Source organism: Acinetobacter sp. CIP-A165 (assembly GCF_000367985.1).
Taxonomy (GTDB): domain Bacteria; phylum Pseudomonadota; class Gammaproteobacteria; order Pseudomonadales; family Moraxellaceae; genus Acinetobacter.
Genome location: NZ_KB849206.1, coordinates 465,625 through 487,533, shown reverse-complemented (window position 1 = coordinate 487,533; position 21,909 = coordinate 465,625). Strand labels below are relative to the sequence as shown.

Here is a 21,909-nt window from a genome sequence, read left to right as displayed (position 1 = left end):
CTCGATTATTTTGCTGTGATTTGATCGGCAGTGATGTATTCCACGACCTCTAAATTAAATCCTGATAGGGCATTGAAACGAAGTGGAGAACTCAACAACTTCATTTTTTCAACGCCTAGATCACGTAAAATCTGTGCGCCTACACCAATGGTTTGATATTGATGTGAAAGTGCAGCATTGGATTTGAGCGGTTTTGGTTGATTTAACTGATCGAAAGCATGACCTAAATCTTGTAAATGGTCCTGACCGATCCAAACTAAAACGCCACGTTCGCTTGCTGCAATAGTTTTAAGGGCAAGATCTAAATTCCAAGCAGAAGAACCATCTGCTTTATTTAGCTTTAACAAGTCACGAATTGGGCTGAAACCATGTACACGGACAGTGGTTACACCTTGCTTTGGTTCGCCTTTGACTAAAGCTAAATGAATATCTGGATTACCAAGTTCACGGTATTTATACAGTTCAAATGTACCATATTCAGTTTGTATGCTTTCTTGCGACAAACGCTCTACGGTTTGTTCATTGGTCATACGGTAGTGAATTAGATCTGCAATGGTTCCAATTTTTAAACCATGTTTTTCAGCAAAGATCTCCAAATCCGCACGACGTGCCATGGTGCCATCATCATTGATAATTTCACAAATGACAGAGGCAGGTTCTAAACCTGCAAGTCGAGCCAGATCACAACCTGCTTCGGTATGTCCAGCACGATGAAGTACACCGCCCGGTTGAGCCATTAATGGGAAAATATGACCTGGTTGTACAATATCACTTGGTTTGGCATGTGCAGCAACTGCAGCGTGAATGGTATGGGCACGTTCAGCCGCAGAAATTCCAGTGCTAATGCCTTCCGCCGCTTCAATTGAAAGCGTAAAGTTGGTTGCATGCTGTGCGCCGTTTTGGTCAACCATCAGCGGGAGGTTGAGTTGTTTACAGCGTTCGCGACTCAGGGTCAGGCAGACCAAACCACGTGCATGGGTGATCATGAAGTTAATATCTTCAGGACGCACATGCGTCGCAGCGATGACTAAATCACCTTCATTTTCACGATCTTCGTCATCCATAAGAATGACCATTTTGCCTGCACGAATATCTGCGACAAGCTCTTCAACACAACTTAGCGGCATTCGTTTTCACCTTTTTGCTGCCTTTTAAGGCACTAGTATTCGATAAATCTGACATAGTTTAACGCATTTTAAAAAATTTCGCCTGTGCTTCTTAGCGGCTGTTGATATTTCACCTTAGGAGCTATAGCGCTCATTGCAGCAAAAAAATATTTCTGTCATCGAGCTTCGCCTTGCGCTGCGATCAAAGCAGTGCTTTGCTCTTGCTCAGGTATTGTAAAACGAACAAGACTTTGCGTCAGGGGAGGCGCAAAGTCTTGAATGATGGTGGATAAAAAGAGATGACAGTTCTTTATATGAAGTATGCGTATTAAGATTCTGTCGCAGCTTTGGCTTTTTTCCCCATCAGGATTTCAGTACGTATCGTTTGTGCCAAGGTCGCACATTCTTCATTCATACCATTAATCATAAAAGCATGACGTGTCATGATATTGCTTGGATTCGGCATCGCAACCAACTCATAGCGATGTTGAACGGTTTTGAGCTGATCGTGGTTGAGGTGTAAGGCCGCTTCTTTGGCATGTAAATGTTGGGTTAAACGTTTTGCGGCTTCGATGGCATCCAGTTGCATTGCATCAACAGCGCTAGCAACAGCACCACGGGTTTGTAGCGCAAAGCGTTTATCTTCACGATAGCGCTTGTAAAGCACTTCGGCCAATAACTGGAATACCGCACCAACCATCATCAAACATTCTAGTGCATGTGGTTGTTCCGAGGTGGTCGATAAGGTTGCACCTTCAGCATTGAACTCTTGTACCACGCAAATTTGAGCTGCATCGATTTGATAATGCTTGGCGCAGAGATCGATGCTTTTATCTAAGAACAATTGGCACAATTTAAAATAAGGCACCGAAACAGACTGGTTGACACTATTTAAAAGCTGTTTTGGATCATAAAACTGAATATTGAGTGCCAAAGCTTGATGATTCATTTGAGATGGATCTATTGGTGTTTTTTCAACACGCGGTTTGGCTTGTGCTTTGGTTTGTTGTTGCGCTTGAGCCACTAAGGTGATGGTGTTTTGCTTTTCGAGCGCAAGTGCTTGGGTTAAACGCTGGATCTCATGTTTAAGATGATTTTCTTGATTGATACGCGCTAGGTATTCACTGCGTGTTGGTCGAGCAATCACACGATAGGCCAACCAAATGAGGAAATGTATAAATAAGGATGCAAAGATCGCCAACCATTGGGTACGTAGGATTTCACCAATACTGGCTTGGATTAAGGTAATTTCAACCGTTCCAACTTTCTTTTCATTTTGCAATGCATCACGGACGAACACTTCGCCTTGACGTGTTTTGGCCATGCCGCTGGTCGCCAGCACTTGCTGATTTGCATTCAAAATACGAATCGATGCAACGCTCGGATTGGTGGCATAACGATTGGCAACCAATGCCAACGAAACGGTATTGGCGGGTTCCAGTTCTGCAAGACTATCTGCCACCAGCTGACTGGTCATCAGCTGTCCTTGGCTGGCGCGATTTTCATTGAGTTGATGAGTCGTTGCAATCACCAATAAAAAGGTATGCAATGCAAAACTTACGATCAGTAGGCTAGCAAATAGCCCTTGGCGAGGCGCATTCAAGTTAAATTTCCAAGGCAAATAGATTCATGGGTTATGCTATGATTCTTACACAATAGTTGTCGCTCAAACACGAGTCAATTCATGCGAGAAATCATTCTTATATCCTTTTTAGGACCAGATCAACCGAATCAGTTTACTCGATTAATGCAAGTACTATCCGTACATTCTTTGCAAATACTCGATGTTGGACAGGCCGTTATCCACAATCAACTCACTTTAGGGATTGTTGTTGCTTCGGATAATGAGACTGCAACTGCATTAGCAATGAAAGAGATCCTGATTTTAGCACATGATATTGGCTTAACTGTTCGATTTAAACCAATCTCCAACGCAGAATATGAGCAATGGGTCAGTGAAGGTGGCAGAACACGCTATATTGTCACAGCGCTTGCGCCAGAATTAACCGCAGAACACTTGCAAGCCGTCACAAATATTGTCTCAGGTCAGGGCTTTAATATCGAAACAGTTACCCGACTGTCAGGTCGTTTGGCTTTAGAAGAAGAAAGTCATTTTCCTCGTCGTGCCTGTGTGCAGTTTGGTTTAAGTGGTCAAATGCTAGATGCACAAGCCATGCGTGCTGCCTGTTTAAGTTTATCTGGTGAGTTAAATATTGATGTTGCGGTACAAGAAGACAATGCCTATCGTCGTAATCGCCGTTTAGTCTGTTTTGATATGGATTCAACCTTAATCGAGCAAGAAGTGATTGATGAAATTGCTTTGGAAGCGGGTGTGGGCGCACAAGTGGCTGAAATTACTGAGCGAGCCATGCAAGGGGAGTTGGATTTTCAACAAAGCTTTCGTGCGCGTGTTGCGCTATTAAAAGGTTTAGACGCGTCTGTACTACCAAAAATCGCCGAACGTTTGACCATTACTGAAGGTGCTGAGCGTCTGATTACGACATTAAAATCATTGGGTTATAAGACTGCGATCTTATCTGGTGGCTTTCAGTATTTCGCTGAATATTTGCAAGAAAAACTTGGAATTGATGAAGTTCACGCCAACATCTTAGATGTACAAGATGGCATCGTCACAGGTGAAGTCCAAGGCGCAATCGTTGATGGCGCACGTAAAGCTGAATTGTTACGCCAATTGGCTGAACGGATGGGGATATCACTTGAACAAGCGATGGCGGTAGGCGATGGCGCCAATGATTTACCGATGCTTTCGATCGCTGGGCTAGGCGTTGCTTTCCGTGCTAAACCGTTGGTGCGTCAAAATGCCAATCAAGCCATTTCGAGCGTGGGTTTGGATGGGGTGCTGTATCTATTAGGAATGCATGATAAAGACCTGAATCGTGCTTAAACACAGCGATAATTGCATTAAAATGGTGCCGCTTTTTGAGCGGCACTGTGCATTTTTATCCTGTCTTTTTTTCTTCATATTTATGTCTAAATGTATAGAAAAACAACGATAAAAAAATTCAGAAAAAAGTTTTTATACATCCGAATTGAGGTCTATTTTTTTGTAATGACACGCTGCAATTGATGCTATATGGAAATTCAGGACTTTTGTAATTTAAAAAAATGTAATGACAAAAGCATATTGCGACAGCTTGTGTCGTGTGGCTAATTTAAGGCTCTTTTTTTCTAAAAAAAACACTCCATAATGCTTAAAGACGCAAATGCAATACGAAGTACTGTTAGAGATACAGAACAATTATGATGAGGTCTGAACAAGAATACAGACCATCTTTTTTAAGACGGAGGTTCCTATGGAAGCAGCGAATTTCACCATGTGGGTTGGATTTGGCTTAATCGCTGTCGCAGTTATTGCTGTTTTCTTTTCTCCTTATCGTCGTTGGTTAGGTTTTATGTTGGCAGGTATGCTCTGTTGGGGACTGTTAGAAGTGGTACGCTTTGGTGTGCAAACCATCTTCGAAATATCAGTCGCTTATAGTTATCTGACGGCCCTGAGCCTCGCGATGGTGACGGTTACATTTATCCTTTTACGTGAAGACAAACAAGCACAAAAACAGTTGGCAAATCGTCAGTATATTGAACATACACCAGTATATAAGGATGATCAGCAACAATGTTCTAGCCGATAATTTATAATAATTTGAACAACAACAAAGGCATGCTCAGCATGCCTTTGTTGTATTCTGTGACAAAGCTTTTACCGACCTTTCTACAATTGTGCTAGGATACGGATTGTCTTAATTTCCACCATATACTGTAGGCATAAATGTCATGAAGCTTTCTTCTTTACCTGTGGTTAAGCTACCTATTGTTGATGTAAGTACTGATCCACTTGATTTGTTAGTGGCAGGTTTGGCGTTACGTATGAAGCAATTAGCACGTACTAGCCCGAAGTTTATTGAGTTGGTACATGATCGCGAATTCCGTATTCAAATCGGAACTGATCTAGGATTGGCGCGTCAAATCCTTGTGAATCATGGCAAGATTGAGACAGTTGCAGGTAGCCCAGAAAAAGCTGACTTTATTTTACAATTTGCTGATAGTGAGCAAGGCGTAAAAACGTTAGTGAAAGGTGATCCAACTGCATTCATGACTGGGATGCAAGATGGCAGTATTAAAATGGAAGGTGATTTTAGTTTGTTGGTGTGGTTCAACCAAGCTGCGAAATTAATTCCACCTAAAGTGCCAAAACCTGTAAAACAGAAGCTTCGTCAAGTTCGTGCATTTATTAAAGAAAAAACGGGCAGATAAAAAAGCTATAAAAAAACGCCCAATTTGGGCGTTTTTTTATTGTTTGGAATTATTCGATTTCTAAGTTAAAAGTCACTGGACCATCATTGATTAAGTGCACTTTCATATCCGCTGCAAAAACCCCTGTTTCAACCTGTTCAAATTGTTGACGGCTATACTCAACCAATTGTTCATACAGCGCTTTGGCTTCAGTCGGTGGCATAGCAGGTCCAAAATCGGGTCGTAAGCCTTTTTGGGTTTGTGCCATGAGGGTGAATTGAGATACCAATAAAATCCCACCCTTGGCTTGGCTGACATTCCAGCCCATTTTGCCTTGTTCATCATCAAAGATTCGATATTTTAGAATCTTATCAATCAACTTTCGCCCTTTCTCTAAGGTATCTTCTTTACCGAGGCCTAAAAACACCAATAAACCGTGTTGAATCTCACCAGTCGTTTGACCGTCAACCACAACCTTGGCTTCGAGGACTCGTTGAATAACTGCGCGCATAACATTGAAAGAGAATTGAAAAAAGACAGGCGATTTTAGCAGAGAAGCTTGATTAAAAAGTGACTTTGCAGCAAAAGTCTACTATCCAACAGCAGCGCTTTGGTTGTATAACGAGATATATTTGCAAAAGAATGGGTTAAAACCAGCACCTATGTCTGCCATTATTCGATCTTTACTCGACACCGACTTATATAAATTCACCATGTTGCAAGTGGTGTTACATCAGTTTCCGCAAACCCATAGTGTTTATTTATTTCGTTGTCGGAATTTAAAAGATACGGCTTATCCTCTGGCAGAAATTTTAGCTGATTTAAATCATCAACTCGATTTGTTATGCGATTTAAAATTTGCAGAAGATGAGCTGCAATACTTACGTTCATTGCGCTTTATCAAAAGCGATTTCGTTGATTATCTAGAATTGTTCCAACTGAAACGTCGTTTTATTCAGGCCAGTGTTGATGACGCTGGGCGTTTGGATATTCGAATCGAAGGACCCATGGTTCAAGCGATGATGTTTGAGATTTTTGTCTTGGCCATCGTCAATGAATTGTATTTCCGCCGTATTCGTCATGATGATGTTTGGGTTGAAGGTGAGCGTCGCTTACAGCAGAAGTTGATTCAGTTGCAACAGTACGCTGAATTACAACAAGAAAATGATCCACCCTTTTTGGTTTCAGATTTTGGAACACGTCGCCGTTATAGTTTTGAATGGCAGAAGCATGTGGTACAAGCGTTTCATACTGCTGCACCAACCGTATTCCGTGGAACCAGTAATGTGCTGTTAGCTAAAGAACTCGGTATTAGCCCCATCGGAACCATGGCACATGAGTTTTTACAAGCCTTTCAGGCATTGGATGTGCGATTACGCAACTTCCAGAAAGCGGCACTAGAAGCGTGGGTACAAGAGTATCGGGGAGATCTTGGTATTGCTTTGACCGATGTGGTCGGTATGGACGCGTTCTTGCGTGATTTTGATTTGTATTTTGCCAAGTTGTTTGATGGCTTGCGCCATGACAGTGGTGATCCGTATGAGTGGGGTGACAAAGCTTATGCTCACTATCGTAAATTAAAAATTGATACCAAGACCAAGATGCTGACCTTTAGTGATGGTCTTGATTTAGAAAAGGCATGGTTATTACATCAGTATTTTAAAGATCGCTTCCAAGTTAGTTTTGGAATAGGGACCAATCTGACCAATGATATGGGGCAGACACCGTTGAATATTGTGTTGAAATTGGTGGAGTGTAATCGACAATCTGTAGCCAAAATCTCGGATAGTTCAGGTAAAACCATGAGTGATAATGAGACCTTCCTTGCTTATTTGCGACAGGTGTTTGAGATTGAGGACGTTTAATTATTTTTTGATCACTAAAAAGCGAGTGCTGTCATGGAATGGCTTAAATCTTACAAGTGATTTGTAGAGTTATTCTTTACTTTTGAAAGATCAAAAGTAACAAAAATCTTTTGTTGAACTGACGGCACATCCTTGATGCCGAAGTTCAACAGGCGGCATCCATGCCGCCTTCGCACCAGTAAACTTTCTCTAGAGATTTACAAGGCTTAACTTTCTTAATGTTATTAAGTTTTATACTTTTAATTCATAATCGTTGGACTTATTGCTATATCTGATTTGCTGCCAAATGAATGCAAAAAATCAGACAAAGATACAAACTGAGCTATGCTAAAATCAATCACAATGCTGTGATCACAAGATTCCATAACAATGACTGACATTGATTTTAAACTCGGTTTACTGATTGAACCTGAACAACTTGTTCCGCATTTTGGGCATGAATTGATTCGTGTGATTGATTTAAGTCGGGCATCAGTTTATGAACAGTTGCATATTACCCATGCGATTCATTTACAACCTAAATATTTAGTTGCGCAAAATGAACAAGCCAATGGTGTATTGCCCGATGTAGAGGGTTTAAAAGCCTTGATTGAAAAATTAAATATTTCACCTCAGCATCATGTAGTGGTCTATGACGATGAAGGCGGGGCTTGGGCAGGGCGCTTGATCTGGAATTTACATTGCCTTGGGTTTACTCGCACCAGTCTAATCAATGGCGGCATTCACGCTTGGTTAGGTGCAAGTTTACCAACGACCACAGATGTTGAACCTGTTACTCCTGTTCGTGAACTTGTACAGGTGGATTTGGATGCTGTGCAACAACACCGCATTGAATACAATGAATTATTAGTGCAGGTTCAGGAACACAATATCCAGTTGTGGGATTGTCGTAGTCATGAAGAATATACAGGTCTGCGTTTAGCTGCGCGACGCGGCGGTCACATCCCAAATGCAATGCATTTTGAGTGGAGTACTGCCCTTAATCGTGAAAATCATCTAAAATTACACTCGCTTGAACGCACTCAACAACGTTTAGAGCAATTAGGCTTTGATTTACAACAACCTGTCGTGGTGTATTGTCAGTCACATCATCGTTCAGGTTTGGCGTATATTTTAGCGAGATTGCTCAATTGGCAAGTCAGAGCCTACGATGGTGCGTGGAGTGAATGGGGCAATCGCCTCGATAGTCCTATTATTTCAGGGGAGTCACCGTCTTGAGTTTTGCAGCAGATTTAAAAAAACAATTCTTTATCAAAGCACAAAATTTAGTACCGCAACATCAGCTCAGTCGTGTTATTGGCAAGGTTGCCGCAAGTGAAAATGTTTTGGTCAAAACTGCTGTTATTCAAGCATTTAAAGCAAAATATGGTATTGATATGAGTATTGCTGAGCAAAGCAATGCCTTGCAATACAAGTCTTTCAATGAATTTTTTACCCGTGCCTTAAAAAATGGTGTACGTGGTGTAGATGAGCGAGCAGATAGTGTTGTTTGCCCTGCGGATGGTGCGATTTCACAGCTAGGTAAAATTGAAGCGGGTGATATTTTTCAAGCCAAAGGTCAGAGTTTTTCTGTTGAGAAATTGATTGGTGATCCGCAATTGGCGAAGCCATTCCATGAAGGTCAATTTGCGACTGTTTACTTGTCTCCTAAAGATTATCACCGTGTGCATATGCCGTTGGCAGGCACATTGACGGAAACCTTATATATTCCGGGTGAATTATTTTCAGTGAACCAAGTGACTGCGGAAAACATTCCTGGTTTATTTGCGCGTAATGAACGCATGGTGTGTTTGTTCGATACTGAGCTTGGTCGTATGGCTGTGGTTTTAGTGGGTGCAATGATTGTGGCAGGGATTGAGACTGTTGCAACAGGTAAAGTAAAACCTACAGGTCGCGTTGAGTTACAGCATCATCAGATGAAACTTGAGAAAGGCGCTGAGTTAGGTCGTTTCTATCTCGGTTCAACCGCAGTGATATTGTTTGAAAAAGACAAGATGGTGTGGGACGAACAGTTTAAAGCCAATTCGGCTGTTGTGATGGGTGAGCGGTTGGGTCATTCAGTTTAATTTATAAGTAATTTTTAAAAAGCCTCTTAATATTTTAAGAGGCTTTTTTTACATTGTTATTCACCAATTAAAATGTCTATGCGATAAACCATTTAAAATGTCCTGTTTTTAACCACAAGAGTCAAGCACAGGATTTAACTTTCTTTGTTCAATAACAGCTTTCTGAGCTTTACGACTCGGCATACTTTTCTTGAGACGGGAACGTTTATTCTGTTTTTCCAACTCTTCATGCTGTTGCTGAATATGTGCCAGAACTGTACCTAACCGTTTATTCTCAACGATCTCATTCTGCTGTAGCCCAGCTAACTTATTGAAAATGCTGTAGTTGAGCTTTCGTCCCTCGTGCATGAGGGCCACAGTCCCATCCGGGTACTCCAGAAATGAAATATATTGCCCAACAAGCTTATGATTCAGCTCTATCGGTTCAAGCAGATAAATACATTTGTCATAGGTCAGGGTCAGATTCTTGGTGACCTTACGCGGTTCCTGCCAGGTAAAAATATCATCCAGTTCAAGATGAGATTCGGTTAATGGCCGATGTAAATTCTTTGAGTTTCGCGCACACTTGGCAAACTTCTGATTGAAATGCTCAATAAAGCAGGGCAGCCAGGCATTTGCCTCGGCAATTGAACAGATACCTTCTAGGCGCATTTCCTTGATCAGGCGATCCTGGAGTGTTCTATTGGCACGTTCCACACGGCCTTTAGCCTGGGGTGAGTTGGCGAAGATAATATCAATATTTAACTCATTCAGAATCCGCCCAAATTGCGTGATCTGGCTATCTTGGCTCGATTTCTGATTCACTCGGAATACCGAGTGTTTATCGCTATAAAACGCTAAAGGCTTGCCGTATTGCTCAATGTAGGCTCGGGTTGAAAGCATATAATCAAAGGTCGTTTCAGCCTCACAAAAGCGCAGATGCAACAGCTTTCCAGTGGCGTCATCGATATAAACCAGCAAGCAGCATTTGGAAGCTCGGCCTTCAAACCAGTCATGATATGAGCCATCGATCTGGATCAGCTCACCGAAGCAATCACGGTTATATCTAGGCTGATACGGACGTTTCAGACGCTTGGATCGAGGAATCCACAGGTCATTTGCAGTCATCCAGCGACGAACCGTTTCTACCGGGATATGCAGACCAAACATGCTGCTGAGCTTCTCATGCGCCAAGGTGGGTCCAAAGCCCAGCAAATGTTCAGCAATAATGGAAAGGCACTTTGATTTTAACAAGTCATCATGGCGACGATGGCCAGGTTGACCACGACTGGCATGTGCCATACCTGAGACACCATCTTGATTGAGTTTCTGCAATAACCGGGTAATTTGACGGGTGGAAAGATTCAGGATTTCAGCAGCACGGACCTGGGTAATACGATGATCTCTAACGTCTTGCAGAACTGCAAGACGTTGAATTTCTTTATCAGACATAGTGATCAGCATCTATATTTTATATCCAGTCCATGGTGATAAAAACCATCATAAACCAGACATTTTTATTGGTGAGAATATAGACACTTTAAATGGGTTCTAACATACATATTTCGCATAAGGTGTATTATGTTAATTGTAGAAAATTTAAAGAACTAAGAGTAATAGTTATGTTGAATATCGACGATGAAAGTACTGAGAAAAATTGGAATATATATAATGTAAAATCTAGTGAAGAAGATGCAAAGTACTTTTTATCTTATAAAAATGATGTTCTTATTCCTGCATCACAAGAGTTTTTTGAGTTTTTAGATGAAAATAAATTAAAACTTCATCATGCATTTTCATTCAATGCCATACTTGCACATGCCATTGATTACATGGTTTTCATTGCACAAAAGCATTCAAATATTTTTAGAACAAATTTCATTAGAAGTTTTGATGAAAAATATGCTGTAGATGGATGTAACCATATCAATAATAAATTTTCTTTATTAGATGCTGTGAATAATTCATTCAAACATGTAGAACTGAATAAAACTAGGTATCAACACTTAATTGATGTATATGGTGATTTATCATTTCACTGTTTAAATCAAAAACAAGGGAAAATTTTTTTTGAAATGCAGTCCCATAAATTTGATTATTCAAGAGTGGTACTAAGACCAGTTGCAGCTATCTTCAATTGTGATTTACATAACACAAATGATGTAGATGACTTTATTAATGGAAGAATCTATGGCAGTACAGGATATGGTAGTTTTCCATATAGTTATGAGCCTCATGAAGCGATTGATAGAATGATAGATGCTTGTAATGCTGAGTGTATGGATTGTGGTGAGGATGGAAATAACTGTGATTGTCAGCAATTTGTTTATGCAAATAAGAGAGGAGAATATTCCCCTAATTTAGATCCTAACTTTGAATTTGAGGACGTAATGTCAGAAATTAGTGGAACTCGTGAATGGAATAGAAAATAAATTTTATAAATCCATTTAACATAATGGGCGTTATGTGAAGAAAATTGTTAGAACCCATTTAAAGTGTCTATATTCTCACCAATAAAAATGTCTGGTTTATGATGGTTTTTATCACCATGGACTGGATATAAAATATAGATGCTGATCACTATGTCTGATAAAGAAATTCAACGTCTTGCAGTTCTGCAAGACGTTAGAGATCATCGTATTACCCAGGTCCGTGCTGCTGAAATCCTGAATCTTTCCACCCGTCAAATTACCCGGTTATTGCAGAAACTCAATCAAGATGGTGTCTCAGGTATGGCACATGCCAGTCGTGGTCAACCTGGCCATCGTCGCCATGATGACTTGTTAAAATCAAAGTGCCTTTCCATTATTGCTGAACATTTGCTGGGCTTTGGACCCACCTTGGCGCATGAGAAGCTCAGCAGCATGTTTGGTCTGCATATCCCGGTAGAAACGGTTCGTCGCTGGATGACTGCAAATGACCTGTGGATTCCTCGATCCAAGCGTCTGAAACGTCCGTATCAGCCTAGATATAACCGTGATTGCTTCGGTGAGCTGATCCAGATCGATGGCTCATATCATGACTGGTTTGAAGGCCGAGCTTCCAAATGCTGCTTGCTGGTTTATATCGATGACGCCACTGGAAAGCTGTTGCATCTGCGCTTTTGTGAGGCTGAAACGACCTTTGATTATATGCTTTCAACCCGAGCCTACATTGAGCAATACGGCAAGCCTTTAGCGTTTTATAGCGATAAACACTCGGTATTCCGAGTGAATCAGAAATCGAGCCAAGATAGCCAGATCACGCAATTTGGGCGGATTCTGAATGAGTTAAATATTGATATTATCTTCGCCAACTCACCCCAGGCTAAAGGCCGTGTGGAACGTGCCAATAGAACACTCCAGGATCGCCTGATCAAGGAAATGCGCCTAGAAGGTATCTGTTCAATTGCCGAGGCAAATGCCTGGCTGCCCTGCTTTATTGAGCATTTCAATCAGAAGTTTGCCAAGTGTGCGCGAAACTCAAAGAATTTACATCGGCCATTAACCGAATCTCATCTTGAACTGGATGATATTTTTACCTGGCAGGAACCGCGTAAGGTCACCAAGAATCTGACCCTGACCTATGACAAATGTATTTATCTGCTTGAACCGATAGAGCTGAATCATAAGCTTGTTGGGCAATATATTTCATTTCTGGAGTACCCGGATGGGACTGTGGCCCTCATGCACGAGGGACGAAAGCTCAACTACAGCATTTTCAATAAGTTAGCTGGGCTACAGCAGAATGAGATCGTTGAGAATAAACGGTTAGGTACAGTTCTGGCACATATTCAGCAACAGCATGAAGAGTTGGAAAAACAGAATAAACGTTCCCGTCTCAAGAAAAGTATGCCGAGTCGTAAAGCTCAGAAAGCTGTTATTGAACAAAGAAAGTTAAATCCTGTGCTTGACTCTTGTGGTTAAAAACAGGACATTTTAAATGGTTTATCGCATAGACATTTTAATTGGTGAATAACAAAATACAGTTTAATTAATAAAATCAAAGAGACTGTAAATAAAACTGTGTAAACGCTTAAACTATCCCTCAACGCTGTTGGGGGGCAACACAGGTGTTTACCATGAAAGATGAAGCAATGCTGGCATTGGCAAAAGAATTTGCTAAGAACTTAAAAACAGAAGCTGACCTGAATAATTTCAGTAAAGCTTTAAAGAAACTCACCGTTGAAACTGCACTCAATGCTGAACTGACTGAACATTTAGGCTATGAGAAGAATAGTCCTCGTATAGGCAAAAATACACGTAATGGCTATACAACCAAACGGCTATTTACTGATGATGGTGAATTTGAACTAGACACGCCTAGAGATCGTGATGGCACTTTTGAGCCCCAGCTGATCAAGAAGAGTCAAACCCGTATCACACAAATGGATAGCCAAATCCTATCCCTATACGCCAAAGGCATGACGACACGAGATATCGTTGCCACATTCAAGGAAATGTACGATGCGGACGTCTCCCCAACGCTTATTTCCAAAGTGACGGATGCAGTTAAAGAACAAGTAATAGAATGGCAAAATCGACCATTGGATGCCCTTTATCCTATTGTCTATATGGATTGTATCGTCGTGAAAGTGCGTCAAGATAGTACGATTATTAACAAAGCGGTGTATCTGGCATTAGGTGTCAATACAGACGGACAGAAAGACTTATTAGGTATGTGGATGTCAGAAAACGAAGGTTCTAAATTTTGGCTCTCAGTCCTTACAGAACTGAAAAATCGTGGGTTAAAGGATATTCTGATTGCCTGCGTAGATGGACTGAAGGGCTTTCCTGATGCAATCAATACAATTTACCCTGATACGCATATTCAGTTGTGTATCATCCACATGGTACGCAACAACCTTAAATATGTGAGTTGGAAAGACTACAAAGCTGTCACAGCCGATTTAAAAAAGATATATCAAGCTGTTACAGAAGACGCAGCCTTACAGGCTTTAGATGAATTTGGACAAAAATGGGATGAGAAGTATCCTCAAATCAGCAAGTCATGGCTTGCCAACTGGTCGAATCTAAACACGTTTTTCGCTTATTCTATGGATATTCGCAAAGCGATTTACACGACGAATGCGATTGAATCATTGAACAGCGTTATCCGCCATGCAACCAAGAAAAGAAAAATCTTCCCAACTGATGATTCCGTGAAAAAGGTGGTATATTTAGCAATTATGGCAGCAAGCAAAAAATGGACGATGCCTATTCAGAATTGGAAAGCTGCCATGAATCGCTTTAGTATCATGTTTGAAGAGCGTGTAACCAAGTATTTTTAAAACTGTATTTACACAGAATTATTTACACCCTCAAATCAAATACTTAAAATTTTTTAGTAATATCAAAAAAGATCAGAAAGGTCGATTAGAAACAATTCAGTTTTAATGAGCTGTTTAGGCACTTTCCTCTAAACTTTTAATCACAACCCTGTACGCTTTTTCCTACACCAATTCCAGCCAATGTCCCATATTCAGCCCCAATCAAATCACCTAATATGAACTCATCAGGAACAGGAAGTTCCAAAACATAAAACAAGAATGATAGGTTTTCGCATCGGGATGTGAGATACAACAGGAATGGTATCTAGTGAAAGGAATACGGAAAAAAGCTCGACAGGATGTCGGGCTTTTTTCTTTCAAATTTTTACTTAAAGTCTGATCTATCACTGGATGGATGCATTGAATGTCATTAATTTAAGTTTGCATCAACTGCATTACATTAATTCAATCAATGATTAATAATTTAGCACCATTCAAACTGAAGGATTGGTGCGGCTCGGCATGATCACCAACTTGATAGCTCATTCCTTGGGTTAAAATAAAGGTGCGACCATCTTTTAATCTACTTTCAAGTTCACCTTCTAAGCAAAATAAAATATGACCTTTTTCACACCAATGATCGGCTAAGTAATTGGCTGAATACTCGACAATTCTTACTCGAATTTTATTGGTTTCTTCACCAAAATATTGGGTCTTCCAATACGCTTTTCCTGTTTCTCCACTGTATTCTGTGGTTTCTATTTTTTCCCAATCAGTAACTTGAAATGGAAAAGGAAAAATATTCATATTCTGTTCCAAAAATTTAGGTTCATTCTTAAACTATAGATAAATTTAGTTTTTGCAATACGCCTTTAATATAATGGTTACTATGTGAAAGAAAATTAATTCGATAATCAAAATTAAAAGTTTATTCGCATCGACAACCATAAAAGCGGTAGATTTGAAACAAAATAGCTTTTTTTATGAGCAGTTTAGGTACTTGTTGCCAGATTCTTAAACGCAACGCTGTACGCTTTTTCTTACAACGATTAGGGGCAATGTCCCATATTCAGACCCAATCGAATCACCTAATATGAACTCATCAGGAACAGGAAGTTCCAAAACATAAAACAAGAATCATAAGTTTTCGCATCGGGATGTGAGATACAACAGGAATGGTATCTAGTGAAAGGAATACGGAAAAAAGCTCGACAGGATGTCGAGCTTTTTTCTTTCAAATTTTTACCTAATCTCTGATGTTGTTGAGTGGGGGGAATGCCTGATAACTCGACTGAATCCCTATTTCCCTAGCTTAAAGTTTTAAATGAAAAATGAGTGAATCTCTGTCTGGATATTGGTATACAACAGGTAATAGCTCCTTGGCAACTTCTTCAAATCCAGCTTTACGATAGAATTTATGTGATTGAGTTGCTTTAGCTGGCGTATCTAAAAAGATTTCTAAAAATTGATTTATTTCAGCAAATTTTAAAAGCTCACTATATAAAGCCATTCCAACTTGATGGCCTCGATATTCGGAAATAACAAAAAACTTTTTTAAAATAGCTATTTGTGGGGTAAGTGCTTGAAGCCCAATTGTTCCGATCAGTTTGTCGTTTTGATCTAATGCTAACCAAAAATTTCCACCTGATGTAATAAAGTATTTAGGTATATCTTGAATATCAGGTTGCTCAGCTAACGGGATACCGACATCAAATTCAATATTTTGAATACTTAAAATTAAATCAATAACATCATCTTTAAACTTATCGTTATATTCAACAATTTTCATAGATCAACCACAGTAGTGAAAAATACGGGTATATACCCTCATGTTAGTGGAAAGATATCCGTTCTACAAGATTTATCATTTGTGTCAAACTAAGCTTAACCTGAAGGGATTAATTGGACTTATGATTTTACCTTGTTACAGTGCAAAGTTACGCAGTGCTTCCCGACGTTTAGGGCATCGTTATAATGCCGTATTGGCTGAGTTTGGCATCAATATTACCCAATTCTCTCTTTTATCAATGATTAAGAGAACAGAGCCGATTAGTCTCACGTCTTTAGCAAAAATGATGGAGTTAGAGCGTTCGACAGTGGGGCGGAATGTGAAAGTTCTAGCGAAAATGGCGCTTGTTGAACTGACACAAGGCGATAAAGATCAAAGGGAAGTCACTTTAAAATTAACGCAACAGGGGCGTCAGCTTCTAAAAGCAGCGCTTCCTCATTGGCAGAAGGTTCAACAAGAAATCGAGGATAGTCTAGGAGAAGATCAAATATTAATGCTAACCGATCTCTTAAAACGTCTTTGATTGTGAGTTGGTTTTCTACAAAGAACAATAGACGCTATACGGGAAAAGTCGAAATATCTTCTGTAGTGGTAAAAGCTATATCGAAAACGAATTTGAGATTTTTTGGCTTTTGATCAGCAGTTTTTCAAATCTAAAACCCTGTACGCTTTTTCTTACAAGGATTAGGGGCAATGTCCCATATTCAGACCCAATCAAATTATCTAATATGAACTCATCAGGAACAGGAAGTTCCAAAACATAAAACAATAACAATAAGTTTTCGCATCGGGATGTGAGATACAACAGGAATGGTATCTAGTGAAAGGAATACGGAAAAAAGCTCGACAGGATGTCGGGCTTTTTTTATTCGACGTCAATTTGTTTAACCCAAAGTTCAATTAGCAATTGTAACGCCTTACTCAACGGTTTATGACTCGGCCAAATTGCATGGATCGGCATATCCAGTCCATTGGTGGTATCGTTAAATTCTAATCGTACCAAGCTCCGTTTAGAGAAATGCTCACTCACCACCGAAAGTGGAAAATTTCCCCAACCCATGCCTTGTTCAACCATACTGATTGCCATTGATAAATTATCGGTATACCAACAAGAATCAGAAACCAAGACACGAGGATCGGGAAGCGGATAATTTTTACTGGCAATCACGATTTGTCTCAACTCTGAAAGCATCGTCAGTTCATTCTTATTATGATATTTCAGCTGTTGTGCTTTTTTGGGCGAAACAGCCGCCACAAATTTTTCAACGCCCAATAATCGGAAGCGCTCATTGATGTCGATCGACGATGAGCTATAGGCGATATACAGATCTATTTCATTATTTTGCAGACGTGTTTTCAGCTCTTGTTGTGGCGCACTGAGCATTTCAATATTTAGCAATGGATAACGTTGAATCAGATGTTCAATACCTGCCAATAAAAACTTCTGATTGATATCCGCCGCGACACCAATTGAAATATCAGTTTCTAATCCTGTGGAGAGCTCGGTTAGATGTAGTTCTAATTGGCGCATTTTGGTTACGATCAATCGTGCATGCGGCTCAATCGACAGCGCAACGTCGGTCGGAGCAAGATGATTTTTACTGCGTTCAAATAATTTTAAATTCAATTCAGCTTCTAAATTGGCGATTGCCATACTGACTGCGGAAGGTACGCGATTCAACGCACGCGCAGCGGCTGAAAAATTACCTCGATCAATTATCTCAAGGATTAACTCGAGCTGTTCACTATTGAGTTTCATGCCTATTTCCTTGTCAGTAAATCTGATCACGATTGACTTTTTTTATCAGATTTAAGGCGTAAAATCCACTGATTATTGATTTAAAGGTGTCGTCATGCAAGGAACAAAAAGAAGAGTAACTTATGTATTTTTCTATGAAGTGTTTAGCTTTTTGATCTGTGCGCTGATTTTGGCTGCACTTTCTGGCACCACGATTAGCCATACAGGGCCTTTATCGATTCTGATTGCGGTGATCGCCGTCACGGTCAATTTCTTTTATAACTATGCTTTTGAGATGTGGGAAAAAACCCAAATTTCCAAAACACGAACGGTGTGGAGACGAATTGCACATGCGATTGGCTTCCAAATCATATTGGTGATGATTTTGATCCCATTGATTGCATGGTGGATGCAAATTAGTTTGCTCAAAGCCTTCTTGCTAGATTTTAGTTTGATGGTGATCATCCCATGCTATACCTTTGTTTATAATTATCTTTTTGATCATATTTTTGGTTTGCCGAGTCATTTGCTTGAAGCAACGGAACTGGATGCAAAAGTAAGCAGCTAATTTTCAATCAGCTAAAGCTAAACAAGCCGATCTGTTGGGATCGGCTTGTTTAAATTTAAAATGCACTATAACTATTGTGTAGAATACTTAGATCATTCGATATAAACGTTCTTTTGGGAAAACAGCAGTAAAGGTCGAGCCTTCATTCTCTTTAGAGGTGATTTCTAAATGTGCGCCGTGCTGCATCAAGACATGTTTAACAATCGCAAGCCCTAAACCTGTGCCACCTGTTTGACGGCTGCGCGCGCTATCAACCCGATAGAAACGTTCAGTTAAACGCGGCAAATGTTTTGGGTCAATACCGATCCCATTATCTTGTACGCTAAAAAGAGCTTGATCGTTTTCTTCATGCCAACCAATGGTAATAATGCCGCCTTTGGGGGTGTATTTAATTGCATTGGTGATCAAGTTACTGAAAGCACTGGCAATTTCCATATCTGAACCAATCAGATCACAATGACTGTCGATATCTAAATTGAGCGTATGACCATAATCTAAATTATAAGCACGCGCATCATCAAAGATTTGATTCATTAAATTTGCCATATCAATGATCTGTTTTTTGGCGACTTTTTTATTATTTTCTAAATTGGACAGTAACAGTAAATCATTGACCAATGCATTCATGCGCTTGGTTTGCGATTGCATTTGCGTGAAGGCACGTTTCCAACGCGGGGTAATATCATCCTGATCAGTAAAGGTTTCGATATACCCACTCAGTACGGTGAGCGGTGTACGTAGTTCATGCGAGATATTATCGACAAAATCTTTACGCATTTGTTCAAGGTTGTGTACGCGTGTGGTGTCATAGGCCACCAATAGTCGACTTTCTCCACCAAAGCGAGTCAGTTTGACTTGTACATAACGCTCTTCATCCATCTGTACTTGTAGACGAATCCCATCTGGCGATTGATCACTTTGGTTGAAATATTCAATAAAACTCGGTTGACGCAAAATCGTCAATAAGTTGCGCCCACGATCTAAGGGTTCAATGCCTAATAGCTTTTCGGCTGCTGGATTCCACCATTCGATTTGATGTTGATCATCAATTAACACCACCGCTTCGGCTAAAGCGAACAGCGATGATTGTGCACGGTCTATCAAGCCGACCATTTCTGCCTGAACGATACGCTCTTGGCGTTGGGCACGATAGACATTGAACAGCAACGCACCCCAAATCCCATTTAAGTTCGGTGGCACATCATAAGGACGATTTGAAATCCATTCATTGACCAAGTAGAGCGAGCGGAGCTGTAACGTGAAAAACACCACAAAAGCGATGAAAATACAGCTCCAAAAATACCCAACGCCAAATCCGATTAAGCTCGCAATCAATAAGAAAAAAAGCAACAGTCTTAAATCTTGCTTTGCAAAGGCCCATAAACTACTGTAACGAAAACGTTGGTGTTCACGTGCCAGTTCAGGGACTGGATAAGGTTCGTACATAAAGGGTTTTAACCTGCTGCCAAATCAGCTCGTGTAGAAAAACGATAACCTGTGCCACGTACCGTCTGTACAAAACGATCGACACCATAAGGTTCTAACACTTTGCGTAAACGACGAATATGCACATCAATGGTACGGTCTTCGATATAGACATTACCACCCCACACTTGGTCAAGCAATTGTGCGCGCGTATAAGCGCGTTCAGGATGGGTCATAAAGAAGGCGAGTAAACGATATTCGGTTGGTCCCATCTCTAAAATGCTGTCACCGAAGCTCACACGTTGGCTCACAGGATCAAGCATCAAACCATTGGCATCAATGACTTTTTCGCCACTGAGTGCATTGGCACGACGTAGTACTGCTTTGATTCGAGAAACCAGTTCGCGGGTAGAAAAAGGTTTGGTCATGTAGTCATCTGCACCCGCATCTAGACCTTGTACCTTATGATCTTCTTCGCCACGAGCCGTCAGCATAATCACAGGGATTTCAGCCAAGTTTTCATCGCGTTTGAGGCGACGGCACAAATCTACACCACTAACACCGCCTGGTAGCATCCAATCGAGCAAGATGAGAGCAGGACGCTGATCAACGATAATTTGATGTGCTTGTTTGGCATCCTCTGCTTGTAAACATTGGAAACCTGCCATATCCAAAGAGGTATGGATCATTTCACGAATCGGTAGCTCATCGTCGACAATTAAAATATAGTCATCTTTCACAGCGCAATACCCTCAAATTTATAACGGTAATGTTGAACCGTTTTGTTGTTATGACAGGCTTATTACAAAGATTAATTATGACAATATCATTGCAAAAGAGTGGATAAAGTCGAATTTAGCAATAAATTGTGACAATTGTGCGGCAGCGTAGTGACCAAATGATGACAAGTGATTTATCAATAAAGCAAATGAATTCATTTGGTTAATACCATATCAGTCTAACAGTTTTATTTGTCACAAAACTGTAAAATGATTTTAATTTTTTTGTGATGTTGTTGCGATAAAGGAGATAAATACCGCACAGCATGCTGCTAACACGTCCTCTAATGGTTGTTTAAAGCCTTCTGAGACCCAACGAATAATAATATGCGTGACATAACCATTTAAGCCTGTCGCCATCAAAGACACTTCCTCAGTGCTTTGTTGAACATTGGGCATGGTGATCATCACAAAGCCTTGAATGATCCGATCAAACTGAGTCAAGGTCTCTTGGATCGTGGCTTGATTGTGTAAGTCTTGCACCAACATGGCATCAATATAAATAATGCGAGCCATACGTGGATCGTTTCGAATGGTGTTGAGTAAAGCCGACAGCCCCGCAGTGACCATGTTTTTTGGTTCGGGTGCCGCCAATAATACCGCCTGCGTTAAACAACTTTGCATTTCACCAACCATTCTTAAAAAAACGGTTTGAAATAGCTCCTCACTTTTTTTAAACGATTCATAGAAATAGCGTTCGGTAAGTTTGGCTTCGTTGCAGACATCTTTGACGGTGACTGAGAAAAAACCCTGAGTGCCGTAAGTAGCGATCCCAGCTTCAATCAGTTTTTCACGGCGAGCTTCTTTACGTTCAGTTAAAGAAAGACCTTTGAATTGACGCTCTTTGGTTTCGCTGTTGTTTTTCTTCGCTTTGGCTTGCTTTTGAGTTGTCATTGAAAAAACCGTTTCCTAAAAGTCTTTATAGCGTATGTCTAGCTCAGTTTACATGATGCAACTATGCCTTGTATCGCCTAAAAATCTTATCTCATTAAATGTAAATAGACCCAATATGACAAGTAATGTGTGTGTTATTGCCATTTGTCTTAAAAGTATAGTGTACTATATTGACAACGTGTATTGTCAAAATTATATTGG

21 protein-coding genes are annotated in these 21,909 nt (G+C 40.4%); 11 read left to right on the top strand and 10 right to left on the bottom strand.

All coding sequences use genetic code 11. The features are described 5' to 3' along the window. Positions 1–5: 5 nt before the first annotated feature. Positions 6–1,127, bottom strand: coding sequence for a bifunctional 3,4-dihydroxy-2-butanone-4-phosphate synthase/GTP cyclohydrolase II (gene ribBA, locus F991_RS16540; RefSeq protein WP_004673570.1), 1,122 nt, complete (start codon positions 1,125–1,127; stop codon positions 6–8). Positions 1,128–1,434: 307 nt separating this feature from the next. After that, positions 1,435–2,727 (bottom strand): hypothetical protein, encoded by a 1,293-nt coding sequence (locus F991_RS16535; RefSeq protein WP_171063505.1) that lies wholly within the window; start codon positions 2,725–2,727, stop codon positions 1,435–1,437. A 63-nt stretch (positions 2,728–2,790) separates the two neighbouring features. On the opposite strand from F991_RS16535, the gene serB reads away from it, so the two are divergent. The 3 genes from serB to F991_RS16520 all read left to right on the top strand — a co-directional run bounded on the left by serB (position 2,791) and on the right by F991_RS16520 (position 5,378). Further along, complete coding sequence (gene serB, locus F991_RS16530; protein ID WP_004673567.1) at positions 2,791–4,011, top strand: phosphoserine phosphatase SerB; 1,221 nt, start codon at positions 2,791–2,793, stop codon at positions 4,009–4,011. 409 nt (positions 4,012–4,420) lie between these two features. Then, positions 4,421–4,756 (top strand): ciprofloxacin tolerance protein AciT, encoded by a 336-nt coding sequence (gene aciT / locus F991_RS16525; RefSeq protein WP_004673565.1) that lies wholly within the window; start codon positions 4,421–4,423, stop codon positions 4,754–4,756. Between the two features lie 142 nt (positions 4,757–4,898). Beyond that, positions 4,899–5,378, top strand: coding sequence for a hypothetical protein (locus tag F991_RS16520; RefSeq protein ID WP_004673563.1), 480 nt, complete (start codon positions 4,899–4,901; stop codon positions 5,376–5,378). Between the two features lie 49 nt (positions 5,379–5,427). On the opposite strand, the gene dtd is transcribed toward F991_RS16520, so the two are convergent. Further along, positions 5,428–5,868, bottom strand: a complete 441-nt coding sequence (gene dtd, locus F991_RS16515; RefSeq protein WP_004673562.1) for a D-aminoacyl-tRNA deacylase — start codon at positions 5,866–5,868, stop codon at positions 5,428–5,430. Positions 5,869–6,019: 151 nt separating this feature from the next. On the opposite strand from dtd, the gene pncB reads away from it, so the two are divergent. The 3 genes from pncB (at position 6,020) to asd (ending at position 9,288) form a co-directional block, all read left to right on the top strand. Further along, positions 6,020–7,222 (top strand): nicotinate phosphoribosyltransferase, encoded by a 1,203-nt coding sequence (gene pncB, locus F991_RS16510; RefSeq protein WP_004673560.1) that lies wholly within the window; start codon positions 6,020–6,022, stop codon positions 7,220–7,222. 369 nt (positions 7,223–7,591) lie between these two features. Then, entirely contained in the window at positions 7,592–8,440 is an 849-nt protein-coding gene (locus F991_RS16505) for a sulfurtransferase (RefSeq protein ID WP_004673559.1), read from the top strand. Then, a complete protein-coding gene (asd, locus tag F991_RS16500) occupies positions 8,437–9,288 on the top strand; it encodes an archaetidylserine decarboxylase (protein WP_004673558.1) in 852 nt (283 codons plus the stop codon). The genes F991_RS16505 and asd overlap by 4 nt, the downstream gene beginning before the upstream one ends. A gap of 108 nt (positions 9,289–9,396) precedes the next feature. Here the strand turns inward: asd and F991_RS16495 are convergent, their stop codons facing one another. Next, a complete protein-coding gene (locus F991_RS16495) occupies positions 9,397–10,731 on the bottom strand; it encodes an ISNCY-like element ISAba32 family transposase (protein ID WP_004668300.1) in 1,335 nt (444 codons plus the stop codon). Positions 10,732–10,889: 158 nt separating this feature from the next. Between F991_RS16495 and F991_RS16490 the strand changes: the two genes are divergently transcribed. The 3 genes from F991_RS16490 (at position 10,890) to F991_RS16480 (ending at position 14,536) form a co-directional block, all read left to right on the top strand. Further along, the gene (locus F991_RS16490) at positions 10,890–11,699 is read left to right on the top strand and encodes a hypothetical protein (protein ID WP_004673555.1); all 810 of its coding nucleotides are present in this window, start codon (positions 10,890–10,892) and stop codon (positions 11,697–11,699) included. A gap of 138 nt (positions 11,700–11,837) precedes the next feature. Then, entirely contained in the window at positions 11,838–13,172 is a 1,335-nt protein-coding gene (locus F991_RS16485; RefSeq protein WP_004668300.1) for an ISNCY-like element ISAba32 family transposase, read from the top strand. A gap of 155 nt (positions 13,173–13,327) precedes the next feature. Next, entirely contained in the window at positions 13,328–14,536 is a 1,209-nt protein-coding gene (locus F991_RS16480; RefSeq protein WP_004672268.1) for an IS256 family transposase, read from the top strand. A 444-nt stretch (positions 14,537–14,980) separates the two neighbouring features. Here F991_RS16480 and F991_RS16475 read toward each other — a convergent pair whose 3' ends face one another. Both F991_RS16475 and F991_RS16470 read right to left on the bottom strand, forming a co-directional pair. Then, entirely contained in the window at positions 14,981–15,322 is a 342-nt protein-coding gene (locus F991_RS16475; protein WP_004673553.1) for a DHCW motif cupin fold protein, read from the bottom strand. A 505-nt stretch (positions 15,323–15,827) separates the two neighbouring features. Next, positions 15,828–16,304 (bottom strand): GNAT family N-acetyltransferase, encoded by a 477-nt coding sequence (locus F991_RS16470; protein WP_004673551.1) that lies wholly within the window; start codon positions 16,302–16,304, stop codon positions 15,828–15,830. A 121-nt stretch (positions 16,305–16,425) separates the two neighbouring features. Between F991_RS16470 and F991_RS16465 the strand changes: the two genes are divergently transcribed. Further along, entirely contained in the window at positions 16,426–16,827 is a 402-nt protein-coding gene (locus F991_RS16465) for a MarR family winged helix-turn-helix transcriptional regulator (RefSeq protein ID WP_004673548.1), read from the top strand. A 342-nt stretch (positions 16,828–17,169) separates the two neighbouring features. Here F991_RS16465 and F991_RS16460 read toward each other — a convergent pair whose 3' ends face one another. Next, positions 17,170–18,063: a LysR family transcriptional regulator gene (locus F991_RS16460; protein ID WP_004673547.1), complete on the bottom strand. Its 894-nt coding sequence runs from the start codon at positions 18,061–18,063 to the stop codon at positions 17,170–17,172. A gap of 94 nt (positions 18,064–18,157) precedes the next feature. On the opposite strand from F991_RS16460, the gene F991_RS16455 reads away from it, so the two are divergent. Continuing rightward, the gene (locus tag F991_RS16455; RefSeq protein WP_004673544.1) at positions 18,158–18,610 is read left to right on the top strand and encodes a PACE efflux transporter; all 453 of its coding nucleotides are present in this window, start codon (positions 18,158–18,160) and stop codon (positions 18,608–18,610) included. 87 nt (positions 18,611–18,697) lie between these two features. On the opposite strand, the gene phoR is transcribed toward F991_RS16455, so the two are convergent. From phoR to F991_RS16440, 3 genes are all read right to left on the bottom strand, one after another. Further along, complete coding sequence (gene phoR, locus F991_RS16450; RefSeq protein WP_004673543.1) at positions 18,698–20,056, bottom strand: phosphate regulon sensor histidine kinase PhoR; 1,359 nt, start codon at positions 20,054–20,056, stop codon at positions 18,698–18,700. A gap of 8 nt (positions 20,057–20,064) precedes the next feature. After that, the gene (gene phoB, locus F991_RS16445) at positions 20,065–20,775 is read right to left on the bottom strand and encodes a phosphate regulon transcriptional regulator PhoB (protein WP_004673541.1); all 711 of its coding nucleotides are present in this window, start codon (positions 20,773–20,775) and stop codon (positions 20,065–20,067) included. 255 nt (positions 20,776–21,030) lie between these two features. Beyond that, positions 21,031–21,708, bottom strand: coding sequence for a TetR/AcrR family transcriptional regulator (locus F991_RS16440; RefSeq protein WP_004673539.1), 678 nt, complete (start codon positions 21,706–21,708; stop codon positions 21,031–21,033). Between the last annotated feature and the right edge of the window lie 201 nt (positions 21,709–21,909).

Excerpts from the sequence above, each read along its gene's own strand:
- ribBA (WP_004673570.1), bottom strand. The coding sequence starts at position 1,127 with ATGCCGCTAAGTTGTGTTGAAGAGCTTGTCGCAGATATTCGTGCAGGC.
- serB (WP_004673567.1), top strand. The coding sequence starts at position 2,791 with ATGCGAGAAATCATTCTTATATCCTTTTTAGGACCAGATCAACCGAAT.
- aciT (WP_004673565.1), top strand. The coding sequence starts at position 4,421 with ATGGAAGCAGCGAATTTCACCATGTGGGTTGGATTTGGCTTAATCGCT.
- F991_RS16520 (WP_004673563.1), top strand. The coding sequence starts at position 4,899 with ATGAAGCTTTCTTCTTTACCTGTGGTTAAGCTACCTATTGTTGATGTA.
- dtd (WP_004673562.1), bottom strand. The coding sequence starts at position 5,868 with ATGCGCGCAGTTATTCAACGAGTCCTCGAAGCCAAGGTTGTGGTTGAC.
- pncB (WP_004673560.1), top strand. The coding sequence starts at position 6,020 with ATGTCTGCCATTATTCGATCTTTACTCGACACCGACTTATATAAATTC.
- F991_RS16505 (WP_004673559.1), top strand. The coding sequence starts at position 7,592 with ATGACTGACATTGATTTTAAACTCGGTTTACTGATTGAACCTGAACAA.
- F991_RS16495 (WP_004668300.1), bottom strand. The coding sequence starts at position 10,731 with ATGCTGATCACTATGTCTGATAAAGAAATTCAACGTCTTGCAGTTCTG.
- F991_RS16490 (WP_004673555.1), top strand. The coding sequence starts at position 10,890 with ATGTTGAATATCGACGATGAAAGTACTGAGAAAAATTGGAATATATAT.
- F991_RS16485 (WP_004668300.1), top strand. The coding sequence starts at position 11,838 with ATGCTGATCACTATGTCTGATAAAGAAATTCAACGTCTTGCAGTTCTG.
- F991_RS16480 (WP_004672268.1), top strand. The coding sequence starts at position 13,328 with ATGAAAGATGAAGCAATGCTGGCATTGGCAAAAGAATTTGCTAAGAAC.
- F991_RS16475 (WP_004673553.1), bottom strand. The coding sequence starts at position 15,322 with ATGAATATTTTTCCTTTTCCATTTCAAGTTACTGATTGGGAAAAAATA.
- F991_RS16470 (WP_004673551.1), bottom strand. The coding sequence starts at position 16,304 with ATGAAAATTGTTGAATATAACGATAAGTTTAAAGATGATGTTATTGAT.
- F991_RS16465 (WP_004673548.1), top strand. The coding sequence starts at position 16,426 with ATGATTTTACCTTGTTACAGTGCAAAGTTACGCAGTGCTTCCCGACGT.
- F991_RS16460 (WP_004673547.1), bottom strand. The coding sequence starts at position 18,063 with ATGAAACTCAATAGTGAACAGCTCGAGTTAATCCTTGAGATAATTGAT.
- F991_RS16455 (WP_004673544.1), top strand. The coding sequence starts at position 18,158 with ATGCAAGGAACAAAAAGAAGAGTAACTTATGTATTTTTCTATGAAGTG.
- phoR (WP_004673543.1), bottom strand. The coding sequence starts at position 20,056 with ATGTACGAACCTTATCCAGTCCCTGAACTGGCACGTGAACACCAACGT.
- F991_RS16440 (WP_004673539.1), bottom strand. The coding sequence starts at position 21,708 with ATGACAACTCAAAAGCAAGCCAAAGCGAAGAAAAACAACAGCGAAACC.